Below are 14026 nucleotides of genomic sequence, written 5' to 3'. Positions count from 1 at the left end.
GATGCCTCCAGATAATAAAAAATCCATAACGGCTATTTTAAAGTGATTAATAATAAAGGCGAGTGGTATTTTTTTTTTTTTTTTTGAAAAATAAGAGCGGAATACAAATATGATTGTTTAAAAATCAATAGGTATTATTTTTTGTTTTGGAGAAAGCAAAAGTAGGAAAAGGAATATGTTTTTAATAAAATTCAGCTTGCTCTATTCAGTAGTTTCAGTAGAAAGATAACTTGCTGAAACTACTGAATACAAGTGGTTTGAAATTTAGAAATCAAAAACGATGATACTACTTTTACACCCAGAAAAACACCAAGCGATGAGTAAAAATGTAATGCATAATTTCAATCTTTCCATACAAAATAGTACTGATATAAAAAGTTCAGAACATTTAACCGAAACCATAATAAAAGAGCTGGCTAAAGTTTCAAAAGAAATGAGCCAGCAAAAAGATATCGTACAATTATGGCAGGAGCAAAAAAATCAAAATGCAACTGCTATTTTAAATAATTCTATTGCCTCAGCCGAAGGAAGCGCGATCGATACTACTGCCGTAACAATGCAAAATCCGATGGAATCGATTAGCAATACTTCTTCGGTTTCTGGGGATACAATGGCAAACTTTAATCTTTCAACAGGTTTAACCACATCAACTTCAAGCGCTCTAGTCGGAGGAGGCGTTGCTGATAACATTAGTAAAACAATAATTAATTCTACTAAATCAGACAACACTACTCCTCCAACAGCAGGAGCAGAAAATAGTACTATAAACCTGACTAATGGCATAACAACCCAAACCTATGCGAATGTTGCAACACAACAAACTCTCAAAGTGCCTGGAAATAGTGAGCCTTCTCCAAAAACTATTAAAGCAGAGATCAAAAAGAAATTAGAAATTGCAATTCGAGCGAAAAATACTGTCGAAAAAGCATATTGGACTGGTATTTCGAAAGCTTTTGAGCAAGGAGCTACTGCGCAGGATTTTGATGGCAAACCAGATCACGAACTTTTTACAAAAATGTATTTCGGATTAAAAAAATGGCGTCTTCCTGCAATTGATGAAGTTACCATTTACAATCTAAATTGGGTAGAAGTTAGTGAGTCAATGCTCGCAAAGCTGTATCAATTACTAAAAGAAAGCGATGATAAAAAATTATTTGCCTATTATAAAAGATTGATTAGAGAAATTAAAAATCCTGATGTAAATATTCAACAACTATTTTCAGAACACGATGAATTGTTTGTTTTGTTAAAATCAGTATTTCCTAATTTACCTGATAAAATAACAATTCAAACTCAGAAAATAATATATCCGGATTTAACGCCTCAAAAAATGTACCCGGATCTTGGAGTAGAAAGTATGTACTTTATTTGGGCCAGAACTTTATTAGCTGAATTAGAGATTAAATATGGCACAGGCGAAGTGACAAGAGACTACAACACAGGTAAATATCCTAAACTAAAATTGGGACAATGGTATGACAAAGATAGAATTTCTATGCCAGATGATCAAAGGTCTACTTTTTGGAAAGCCTCATTGTATAATACTATAAATGATCGACATTATCTTTATAATACAATTGCACAGCGACATGCTTATTACAAATTCGTCGATGCATACTTGAAAACTAAAGGAATAATATCTGAATGGTTTGATGCTGCAGCAAGAGTAACAATGGGATCTGTTGAAACTGCATTAAAAGGCGAAATGGCATTAGGAGGGCCAGAAATGCCTTTAAATCTTTGGTTTTTATCTGACGAAACTGATGAATTTTTAAAGGGAGGAAATAAGTATTTATTTGCGGATAATATGAATAACGTAAAACTACTTTTAAAAGGAAAAGGAAAGTTGAGTGGTGAATTTATTGATGCAAAAGGAAATAAACAAAGTTTTAAAAATTTATCAAAACAAGAATTAGATTTCAAATTGGTAGAGTTTGAACAAACTTTGGTTCAGGATTATATAAACTCTTCTTTTAAGGATCTAAACAATAGTTTTCTAAAAAAATCATTTGATGAAGTTCCGGAAACTACCGGAAACAAAGAATTTGATGATATTGTTAGACAGATTAATGAAAATTTTGCAGTTTGGATGGCTCCGGATATTATAGAAGATATCATGGAAAAACATTTTACTAAAAATGGAAAAGTAATTTTCAATTTTGCGAAATACGAGGACAGAGTAAAACTTGGACAAATACTGGTAAAAAAATTGTACTATTTAAAACTTAGCGATAGTTTTAAAGTTGATAATTTCGATAAAATAATTGAGAATCCTAGAGAAAACAGTAGAAAAACCAGATACTTTAGAATTGACCAAAAAGATGCAGTAAAAGAGGAGCCAAAATACTTAAAGGAATTCAAATTATTTGACCGATTATCTAGAATAAAAAAGAAACTTAAAGAAAAGTCAATCTATATATTGGTGAATTTGGATGAGGTTGTCATAGCTTTTTTAAATACGGGAATTTCAATAATCGAAGAGGTTATATATTCATTAATAGATATTGAAGAAGAAATTACATCTGACTTGGGAGAACTTTATGATGAAATCAAAGAAGAATTTGAAAGAACAAAATTAAGTAATCATTATAGTGAAACATACATTGATTATATTAAAAATTTATATGAAAATATAAAGGAAATTAATGATATAAGAAAAATGCTGAAGGAAAAAATTGTAGAAAAGATAGAGGAAAAAGGAAATAAAATACAAAATAAAGTAAAAGAAGAAATTGTTCAGTTGCCTAATGAAATAACTGGAAATCTAATTGAAAAAGTAGCAAACCAAATTTATCCAGGAATCAGGCACTTTACGGATGAAAATGGAAAAGAATCATTATTTAGAAAAAGCTCTGATGCTACAGTGGCAATGTTACTCTATGAATTTGCAACTGGCACTGGAAAACAGAGTCGTGATTTTGATTTTTATAAACATAAATTTGCGCAGGATATTCTTAAAGACCGAATGATTAACGAAATCATGGAAGAAACCTTAAAATTATTAATACAAACTAATTATGATTTTGTAAATAAACCGGATAGTAAGGATCTAAAAATTAATCTGGAGTTTAGTCCAACGTTAACTTATGCTATTGAAAGTCTTGACAAACACTTCGATTCTAATCTTGCACAGATACTTATAGGTGGAGCTTTTGCCTTAGTACGCATAAGAAAAGGGAAATTAGAGGGGTATATTTATAATGAAACAACAAGAGAATCCTTAATGCTCCATTTAAGTGTTGGGAATATAGAACGAAAAGACGACAGAAGTCAAGAGCGAAGATTATCTACGATTGTACAAAGAATTTATTTTACTTTTAAACTGCCTAAATAAAAAGAAAATTAAAATATACAGAATAGGAAAACATACCCATTTCACCCTTAATCACATTACAATAAGTACAAATACACCCCTTAAAAAGAAAATATAGAGACTGCTGATTTTTGTATTAGATTTACCTTGCAGGACGTTTGACACCTCTTTTGTATCAGATCCATTCAAAATTTATTGTTGAGCTCTTATTTTATTCTATATATGAAAAGCATTAAGAAGTATCTTTTAAGTTGTATTTTATTGTACTCGATTTCGTTGAGTTCTCTTGCACAGAGTTCAGATTTATATTTTGATCATATCGATTATGATGTCAGTTTTTCGCAGAGTATGATATCAAGCATTCATCAAACCAAAAAAGGGTTTATCTGGATAGGAACTGCAAACGGATTAATTAGCTACGACGGTTACAGTTTTTTACGATATGCCTACAACAAAGACATTTTAAATACCATCAGTAACAATCACATCAATGTTGTTTTAGAAGATAACGAAAGACAACTCTGGATAGGGACTAATAACGGCTTAAACCTTTTTAAGAAAAAAGAACGTGATTTTTTAAGAGTCGATGTTCAAAAGGTAAAAGGCGGGCGAAACTACATTTCATCGATCATTCAGGACGATCAAAACCGCATCTGGATTGGAACTTTTGGTGGTGTCAAACGCCTTAATAAAAAACAATATTTATTAGAAGAAATCTCCAACGATCATAATTCTCCTTTTAGAAAAAGCAGGGTTTTATCACTCTTTTACGATCGTAATTACGGTGTTTTAGTGGGCACGGCAAAAGGACTGGAATGCTTTGATCCCAAAAATGGTTCAAAAAAAGAACTTCCTAAAGCCTTAAAAGAAAATGAAGCATTACTAAAATCAAAGATTTGGAAGATAATAAAGGAAAAAAACAACGACTTATGGTTTGCGACAGAAGCAAACGGAGTTTTTCATTTTAATGCGGCCGGAAATTCCGTAAAAAATTATCTTCAGAATTCTGGTAACGGGAAAAGTTTATCTTCAAATTGGGTCAACGATATTGTGGCTGTAGATGCCAATACCATTTGGTTTGCCACAAAAAACGGTTTGTGTGTTTTTAAAAAGGATAAAAATGAATTCACAAAATACCAGCACAATCCGCTTGCAAGTTACAGTTTATCTGATGATGATGTAAAATGTTTCCTAAAAGACCGCCACGACGATATCTGGATTGGGACAAATGGCGGAGGCGTCAACTTTTTCCAGAAAACCAATACTAATTTTACAAACATACGAGAGGTTATAAAACCCAATTTCGGGTTAAACAGTGCACTCGTAAATGCCGTTTCCAAAGAAAATAATAATGCTGTCTGGGTAGGAACAAATGGCGGAGGTTTGAACTTTCTGGATTTCAGGAGCAAAAGCAATACTGCTTATTTAATTGATACTAATGATTTTGATAAAAGCGTAAACATGATTACTGCTTTGGTAAATCAAAATGAGAATTTATTCTGCGGAACTTTTAACGGACTTTTTAAATTCAATAAAAGCAACAAAACATTCAGTAAAATAGTACTTTCTCCAAATCCAAAAGAACGTAACCGACCGATAACTTCATTATTGGGTGATAACGGAGATTTGTGGGTGGGAACTAACGGAAACGGATTAAAAAAAATACTTCCGGACGGTACTATCGAAAGTTACATGGCCGACGGGACTTCAAATGCACTCAGCGATAATTTTATTACAGATATCGCAAATCGCGAAAATGGTTTATGGATCGCCACACAATACGGTCTGAATTTTTTCGACAAAAAACTGAAAAGAGTTACCAAAATCTATAAATCAGGTAAAGCGAGCGGATTGCCCAATAACAGTCTTACCGTAATGTTTACCGATTCGAAGAAAAGATTTTGGGTAGGCGCTGAAAGCGGGGGGATCAATTTGTTGAATGAAAATTCCGGACATTTTTTCGAAATCAACCGCGCAATGGGTTTTACAGACGAAACCATAAAAAGCATTTCAGAAGATGGAGAAGGAAATATCTGGGTCAGCGATAATAATTTATTGTATAAAATAAGAACAAAGAAGTTTAAAACGATTCCCAATATTTCAGATTTTGAAATTACATCTTATTCCTCAAAAGATGGTTTAAAGGTAAAACAGTTTTCAAACAACAGCAGTTTGAGATTAAATGATAATGAGTTGATCTTCGGATCTTCAAACGGATTGATCGTTTTTAATCCGTTAAAACTCATCAAGACTCCGGATAATGCCGAGATTGTTCTAACAAAACTGATTGTCAACAATGAAGAAATCAGACCAGGAAATAAAGAGGTAGATTTAAAAGAAGATATCAGTGAAACTCAGGAAATTACTTTGAGTCATGATCAGGGTTATGTAGGTCTTGAATTTAGTGCGATGAACTTTGTAACGCCAGAGAAAAATGAATATGCCTATAAATTAGAAAGTTCTTTTAATAAAGATGACTGGCATACTATTGGTTCACAGCATTATATCAATCTAACCAATCTAAATTCAGGAACGTACCTTTTAAAAATTAAAACTTCAGATGGCGGCGGAAAATGGAATCCAGCCGTAAAAACCTTAAAAATTATTATGCTGCCGCCGTGGTGGAAAACCTGGTGGGCATATATTTTCTATTTCGGATTATTGTTTGCCGGTTCTGTTTTATTATTCCGATTTTTTAGAAATAGGGAATTATTAAAACAGGCATTTTATCTCGAACAGGTTGAAAAAGAAAGACAAGAAGAGTTGTATAAAATGAAACTGGATTTCTTTACCAATGTTTCGCATGAAATCAGAACGCCGTTAACACTGATAAGCGGACCGGTTGAGGAACTTTTAAATAGTGCCGAAAAGAATTCGAATCTCGAACACAAACTCAAAGTCATCAAAAATAATTCTGACCGATTATTAAAATTAGTCAATGAATTAATGGATTTCAGGAAAGCCGAAAAAGGCAGTATGAAAATTTATTGCGAACAACAAGACATCGTTTCCTTCTGTTTTGATATTTACGAATCGTTTCGTGGATTTGCCGTCGAGAAAAAAATCGATTACAAATTTGTGCTCAATATCAATACCGCTTTGATTTATTTTGATAAAAATCAGATGGAGAAAGTCATTTATAATCTGCTTTCGAATGCCTTTAAATTTACCAGTAAAAACGGCCGAATCACTTTAGCTGTAGAACAAAGAGAAGATTCAGATTGTATAGAAATAAAAGTAAAAGACAACGGAATTGGTATTCCGGAAAACAGGAAAAAGAAAATTTTTAAAAACTTTTTTCAATTAGACGATCGTGGAAGCGCGAATTTGGGAAGCGGAATTGGTCTTGCTTTAAGCAAAAGTATTGTAGAACTGCATCACGGAGAAATTAAAGTACAAACAGAAGCCGATGCCAATTTTAATACCATATTTACCATTACTTTAAAGAAAGGAAAAGATCATTTTAAAAAATCACAGATCGTTGAAAATGCCATAAAAATAGAAGAGAACGCAAGTCCAATTTCGGATGTGAAAACCGAAATCGAAACCTATGAAGCAGAAGATCATGAGGAACCGGAAAACAGTGCGAAAAAAACAATTCTCGTTATAGAAGACAACGAAGAAGTATTGTCCTTTGTATATGATATTTTATATTACGAGTACAAAGTCCTGAAATTTACAGACGGAATAAAAGCACTAGAATACATGGAAAAAGAAATTCCGGATCTTATTGTAAGTGATGTTATGATGCCTGAAATGGACGGTTTTGAATTGTGTAAAATTTTAAAAACCAATCTCAATACCAATCATATTCCCGTTATTCTCTTAACCGCAAAATCGTCTACTTTAAACAGGATCGAAGGACTTTCGACAGGAGCAGATGCGTATATTTCGAAACCTTTTAGTATTGAGGAATTGAAGCTTACGATTGCAAATTTATTATCAGCCAAAGAGATAATGCGTCAGAAATACGGGGAAGGATTTATTACAGATGCTGAACAGGAAAATGTCAACACGCCCGAAGGTTTATTTGTAAAAAGACTAATGCATATCATTGAATTAAATATCGATAATACTAATTTTGATGTCAATGATTTGGTTAAGGAAATAGGAATGAGCAGAACCGTTCTTTATAAAAAAGTACAAACGCTTACCAACCAATCTGTTGCTGGTTTGATAAAAAATATGCGATTAAAGAAAGCAGCCAGTTTATTGACAAATACCAGTTATTCAGTGTCTGAAGTGACATATATGGTGGGTTTTAATGATAGAAAACATTTTAGCAAAGAATTTAAAAAGTTTTATAATTTATCGCCTACTGAATATAAAATCTCTCATTTGAATAATTAGATGTAACGTTTATTGAACGCTGATGATACAGATTCGCTATCGCGAAAACGCTGATCGACACAGATCTTTTATTACAAATTTAAATCCGTTTAATCCGCGTCTTTGCGAAGCAAATCAGTAAATTCCGCGTCTAATTTGAGTTTGCTTTATTTGAATATACCCTCAAAATAAATCATATACAAAGTCCGCAAAGTTTAATTTAAGCTTTGCGGACTTTGCGTTTCACTTCATTGCGCGCTTTGCGGTTAACTTTTTTATCAAATTAATCGAACTTCAATTTTTTAAGTTTTTTATTACGAATACTGTTTTTTTATAGCTTAAAATTGTAAATAAACACATTAATCCCCCTAAAAACGAATATCTTCCTCCCCTAAAACCATCATTTATTGGTCACATTTGTAATGAAATCATGACTGATTTTACACTAACTAACCAAAAAATAACTTATGAAAAAAAACAAACATGAAAAGATGTTTTTTCTTGAAGGAAATTATCTAAAACTAATTTTACTGCTTTTTGTGTGTATGCTCGCTACCACAACGAATGCACAGGAAACTTCAATCACCGGAAAAGTAGTCGATAATCAAGGCCTGCCTTTACCGGGAGTAAATGTACTTTCTAAAGGAACATCAAAAGGAGTTCAGACCGATTTTGATGGTAACTTCAGTATCAATGTTCCGGCCAACAGCATATTGGTGTTTTCATTTATAGGAATGGATGAAGTTTCGGTTCCAACCGAAAATAAAAAGAATCTAAAAGTAGTCATGAAAGCAAGCTCCCAAGCGCTGGATGAAATTATAGTTGTAGGATACGGAACAAAAAAGAAAAGTGACGTAATTAGTTCTGTTGCATCGGTAAAACCCGGTGACATGACAAAAGTAGCGACTTCTGATGTGGCAGAAATGCTGAGAGGTAAAGCAGCGGGAGTTCAGGTTTCATTGGCCGATGGCGGACCGGGAAGTTCGTCTTCAATTCAAATTAGAGGAAAAAAATCAATCAACGGAAGTAACGAACCAATTGTAATTGCAGATGGTATAGTTATAGGGAGTATCAATGATATTAATGCCAATGATATTGCTTCTTTAGAAATTTTAAAAGATGCCGCCGCACAGTCTATTTACGGAGCAAGAGCATCAAATGGTGTGATTTTGATTACAACGAAAAGAGGAAAAACCGGAAAGGCAAAAATTGCCTATAATGGTTTCTCGGGAGTACAGACCATCAACCGAAATTTTGATATCTACAGCGGCGAAGAGTTTGCCCAATTAAAAAGAGAAGCCTATCGAACAAGCAATAATGGTGTTTACAGACCGGATAATCAGGTTTTTTCTCCGCTTGAGCTAGAATCAGTTCAATCAGGAAAATATATCGATTGGGAGAAATACGCTTTAAGAACCGGCGTTACCAACAACCATAGTTTGAGTGTTTCATCGGGAACAGATAAAACAAGCATTTTTACAAGTTTGAATTACATCAATACTTCTGGAGTTGTACCCAATACCGACTTCGAAAAAGTAGCCATGAGAATTAATGTTGACCAAAGAATTAGCGACTGGCTTAAAGTGGGAATGAATCTTTCGCTTCAGTTTTCGGAGTCAAATCGTCCAAATGTGGGGAACATTCTAAATAATGCCATTAATACATCACCGCTGGGTAAAATTTACAATGATGATGGTTCGTTCCGTCATCTTCCGGGTGGAATTCAGGAAACACCAAATCCGCTTATTGATATTTATGAAACCAATACAAATGAGCTAAACAGAAACGACATTATGAATGTGTTTTTGGATATCAATATTTTAAAAGGTTTTACCTACAAATTGAATGCCAGCCGAAGATCGTGGAATTACAAAGCAATGAATTTTAATTCTTCGAGATCACTTTCAGGAATCGCAAATTCAGGACAAGGTAGCGGCAGTATTCTTTTCAAAGACAATGTAGAATATCAGTTTAGTAATATTTTGAATTACAACTTTAAACTGGCCGAGAAAAACCATTTTAATGCAACAGGAGTTTACGAAATAACATCATCAGAATACAATGATTTTAAAAATTCCGCAAGCAGAATTCCGAGTGATATTTTGGGAATTTACGGTTTAGAAAGTGCTTTTTTGAATACACCTGAAATTGGCGGAAATGAAAGATCGCTAATTTCATTTGCAGGAAAATTAGAATATGATTTCGATAACAGATATTATTTTACAGTTTCGGGCAGAGCCGATGGATCATCAGTATTTGGTAAAAACAATAAATGGGGATTTTTTCCTGCTGTAAATGCTGCCTGGAATGTTTCGAACGAAAGTTTCATAAAAGAGCACGTTCCTGTTTTGAGCAATTTAAAATTAAGAGCCAGTTATGGTAAAGTAGGAAATCAGCCCAAAGATCCGTACCAAAGTATGGCAGTGGCAGATCAGAGAGATTATATCATCAACGGAATAAAAGTATCCGGTTATGTTCCGGGTTCACAATTGTCTAATCCGGATTTGCGTTGGGAAACGTCAACACAGTTAAACCTTGCCGCTGATTTTGGGTTATTCAAAAACAGGTTAACGGGAACAGTTGAGGTGTATAATACAGATACATCAGACTTATTAATCTATGAAACGCTAAATGCAAATACAGGATATACTACCAAATTATCCAATCTTGGTAAAGTAAATAACAAAGGTTTAGAGATTACTTTGAATGGAGATGTAATCAAAAAACAAGATTTCAGACTGAATCTTGGCGCAACTTTCACCAAAAACAAAAACAGCATTGTAAGCATTTATGGTAAAGATGCCAACGGAGACGGAAAAGAAGATGATTCTGTTGGAAATTTATGGTTCATTGGGAAACCAATTGATGTGTATTACCGTTATAAAGCCGTTGGAATTTATCAGCAGGGAGAAAATATTCCGCTTGTTACAGGAACAACTTTATATCCGGGAGATATAAAATTATATGATGCAGATCCTTCAAACGGTGCAAATCCAAATCCGGATCAGGACAGGGTAATCACTTCAAAAATGCCGGATTGGTTCGGAACTTTTTCAGTAAGTTTAGAATACAAACGTTTCGATTTCTCGGCAGATATTTATACCGTTCAGGGCGTTACCAGAGATAATTTATTTTTATACGATTATGTAAAAGGAGGTTCTTTAAGAGGCGTTAAAAACGGAGTAAAACAAGATTACTGGACACCGGAAAATCCCGGAGGAAACTGGCCAAGACCAAGAGACGGAAATGATCCGCCGTATATCAACACTTTAGGATTGCAGGATGCTTCATATGTGCGTTTACAAAATGTATCACTTGGATTTAAGTTTCCTGAAAATACACTTAAATCATTAGGCCTAACTAATATGAGATTGTATGTAACAGGAAGTAATTTAATTACCATTACAGATTATCAGTCGTACAGTCCTGAAAAAGATATAAACGATTATCCGGAACCTGTTACTTGTGTTATAGGCTTACAAGTAGGTTTCTAACAGCACATTAAGACATCAATAAAATAAAAATAACAAGATCATGAAAAATATAAATTTTCTATTTGTTTTGATATTCGGACTTTCTTTAGGATTGACTTCGTGCGAAGAATTTCTGGAAGAAAACGTAAAAGATCAGATTTCTGTAGATTATATCTACACTTCTCCAGCCGGTTTAGAAGTTGGAGTAAATGCACTTTACAACCAAATGAGGTATTATAATTCTCCATCGGGAGATAATAGTGATTTGTGGGCCAATGTGTTTTTTATGGTCGCAACAGATTTAGGATTGCACAGAACCTGGAATACGCCTTATGGAACAGGACATAATCCGCAATCTTTTACAGGATCAAAATGGATTCAGGGATATAAAATTATCGACAGATGTTCTGCCATTATAACTTCGGCAAGATCTATTAATATGGATCAAAATGCGAAGAAAAGACTTGTGGCACAAGCACGTGTTATAAGAGGCGAATTGTATTTGGATTTAAAACAAATGTATGGCGGAATCTTAATTGATACCATTCCAACAACACCGGAAAATATTAATGATGTAGCAGAATATAAAGTAGCCAGCGATGCCGATGTTTACAAATTAATAGACAGCGATCTTGATTATGCCATTGCAAATCTTCCTTTTAAGGTAGATGCAGGGCGTTACGGACAAGGTGTTGCAAGACACATACGCGGTAAAAGCGCTTTATGGCAGCAAGACTGGACAGAAGCAGCAGCACAATTTGATGCAATTATCAATGACGGAACGCACGGTTTAGTGCCATTGGCTGAGGTTTGGGGACAAAATGCCAACCATAAAGAATCACTTTTTACTTATCAAAGAGATTTTCTATTAGGTCCGAGTGATGATTTGGCAGGCGGAGGAGGTTTTTGGCTGGGAAGCGTTTTTACACATAGGCCTTATGAATTAAATGCAAGCGAAATGATTCAGGATGTGGCTTATGGAGGTCAGTCTTTAGGATGGTTTTATCCTAACAATTATTTGAAATCACTTTACGATCAGGCCAACGATTTGAGGTTTAAAACCTATTATTACTCAGATAATTATCAGGATTATAAAATCAATGTTCCGGGTAACCCGAAATTTGGCCAGCCGATTACCAATCCGGCAATTGCGGCTCCAAACGGAAATTACAGAGCCTGGCACTGGAGTTTGAAAAAATACCACGATACAGAAAAACTGCCTATGACATCCAACAGTTACAAAGATTATATGTATTACAGATTAGCCGAAACTTATTTACTGGCATCTGAAGCATATCATAATCTGGGTAATGACACAAAAGCACTGGCTTATTTGAATAAAGTGAGAAGAAGAGGTTATACCGGAAATCCGGAAAGTACGGTAACCACTTTTGATTTGACAACCTGGACATTAAATAATTATTTGGATGAATCAGCCAGAGAATTGGCTTTCGAAAACAACAGATGGTTCTTGCTAAAACGATTAGGACTTTTAGTAGAAAGACAAAATCTATATTTCCGTTCAAGTCCATCCGGAACGAGTGCGGGAGAAGTGCCTTTGAAGATGACACCAGTAATGGTCAATATGCCTATACCGCAAACTCAGATTGATTTAATGGGAAAACCGGCAGGATTTAATGTGGGATATAATTAATTAGAATCAAGTTTTTGTTAGTAACAATCGAGCTGGAAATTGAATTTGGTTTTGATTTCCAAATCAAATAAAAAATAACACGATGATAAAGAAACAATATATTTTAGGTCTGTTAACCGCTTTGTTGTTTGCTTCTTGCAGCAATGACGAAAAAACAGTTTTCATTAATGTTGATGATAATGGAGCTCCGGTAAATCCAACTCCAACATTGACTTTAAAAGAAAAAGCAAAGTTTAAAATTGGCGCTGCAGTAAAAATGAAAGATTTGCAAAACGAAGCCAATTTTAAAAATGCAGTCTTAAAACATTACAGCCAAATTACAGCCGAATACGAAATGAAAATGGCAAGTATCTGGACTTCTTCGGCAGCATACAATTATACAGCGGGAGATTATCTGGTAAATTTTGCCAAAGACAATAGTCTGGAAGTTCACGGACATACATTGGTTTGGTACGATTCGTTTCCGGAATGGTTTAAAAATGCCAAATACGATTCAATTGCATTCGAAGCCAAAGTCAAAATTTATATTACAGATGTTGTAGGACATTATAAAGGAAAAGTAAAAAGTTGGGATGTTGTAAATGAGGTTTTTGCAGATGGAGGAGCTTTAAGAAATGAAACGGTTATCAATTCGCTTTTTAAAGACCCAATTGGATTTTACGGAAGATGTTTCAGATACGCAAAAGCAGCAGATCCGGATGCTAAATTATTTTACAATGATTACAGCGTTGTTATTGACGGTGGAAAAAGAGCGGCTATCAAAAAAATGGTAGCAAGATTTAAAGCCAACGGAGTGCCAATTGACGGGCTGGGAGATCAGTTTCATTATGCGACCGATACCAACCGACAAACCATGAAAACCGGTTTTACAGATCTGGCTTCAACAGGATTACTAATTCATATTTCAGAATTGGATATTAAAGTAAATACCGGAAAATCAGATTCATATGTGTTTAATGATGTTGAACAGCAAAAACAATCTGAAACCTATAAATACATTACCACTATGTATGAAGAACTGCCTCAAAATCAAAAATTTGCGATCTCAACCTGGGGTGTAACCGATAAATATACCTGGCTGACAAGTTTTTGGCATCCTAAAGAATATCCTTTGCTTTTGGATGCCGATTATAATAAAAAACAGGCCTATCAGGGATTTTTAGACGGGTTAAAATAGAGTTTTAGAATAAAGAATATAGAGAATAGAAAATAGAAAATAGAAGCAAGAGACAAGAAGCAAGATTAGATGAGGAATAC

General features: G+C 34.1%; 5 protein-coding genes. All 5 read left to right on the top strand.

Annotated features, from left to right (window positions below):
• Window positions 1-316 precede the first annotated feature (316 nt).
• Complete coding sequence (locus FLP_RS16320) at window positions 317-3334, top strand: hypothetical protein (protein WP_065450586.1); 3018 nt, start codon at window positions 317-319, stop codon at window positions 3332-3334.
• 201 nt (window positions 3335-3535) lie between these two features.
• Entirely contained in the window at window positions 3536-7663 is a 4128-nt protein-coding gene (locus FLP_RS16315; RefSeq protein ID WP_065450585.1) for a hybrid sensor histidine kinase/response regulator transcription factor, read from the top strand.
• A 446-nt stretch (window positions 7664-8109) separates the two neighbouring features.
• Window positions 8110-11136, top strand: coding sequence for a SusC/RagA family TonB-linked outer membrane protein (locus FLP_RS16310; RefSeq protein WP_065450584.1), 3027 nt, complete (start codon window positions 8110-8112; stop codon window positions 11134-11136).
• Between the two features lie 40 nt (window positions 11137-11176).
• Window positions 11177-12769, top strand: coding sequence for a RagB/SusD family nutrient uptake outer membrane protein (locus FLP_RS16305; RefSeq protein WP_065450583.1), 1593 nt, complete (start codon window positions 11177-11179; stop codon window positions 12767-12769).
• Between the two features lie 82 nt (window positions 12770-12851).
• Window positions 12852-13946 (top strand): endo-1,4-beta-xylanase, encoded by a 1095-nt coding sequence (locus tag FLP_RS16300; protein ID WP_065450582.1) that lies wholly within the window; start codon window positions 12852-12854, stop codon window positions 13944-13946.
• Window positions 13947-14026: the final 80 nt, after the last annotated feature.

Source organism: Flavobacterium piscis (genome assembly GCF_001686925.1).
Taxonomy (GTDB): domain Bacteria; phylum Bacteroidota; class Bacteroidia; order Flavobacteriales; family Flavobacteriaceae; genus Flavobacterium; species Flavobacterium piscis.
Note: the sequence above shows the minus strand (reverse complement) of the source record. Positions and strands in the feature narration are given on the sequence as shown.

Coding starts and splice junctions, on each gene's coding strand:
- FLP_RS16320 (WP_065450586.1), top strand. CDS start 317: ATGAGTAAAAATGTAATGCATAATTTCAATCTTTCCATACAAAATAGT.
- FLP_RS16315 (WP_065450585.1), top strand. CDS start 3,536: ATGAAAAGCATTAAGAAGTATCTTTTAAGTTGTATTTTATTGTACTCG.
- FLP_RS16310 (WP_065450584.1), top strand. CDS start 8,110: ATGAAAAAAAACAAACATGAAAAGATGTTTTTTCTTGAAGGAAATTAT.
- FLP_RS16305 (WP_065450583.1), top strand. CDS start 11,177: ATGAAAAATATAAATTTTCTATTTGTTTTGATATTCGGACTTTCTTTA.
- FLP_RS16300 (WP_065450582.1), top strand. CDS start 12,852: ATGATAAAGAAACAATATATTTTAGGTCTGTTAACCGCTTTGTTGTTT.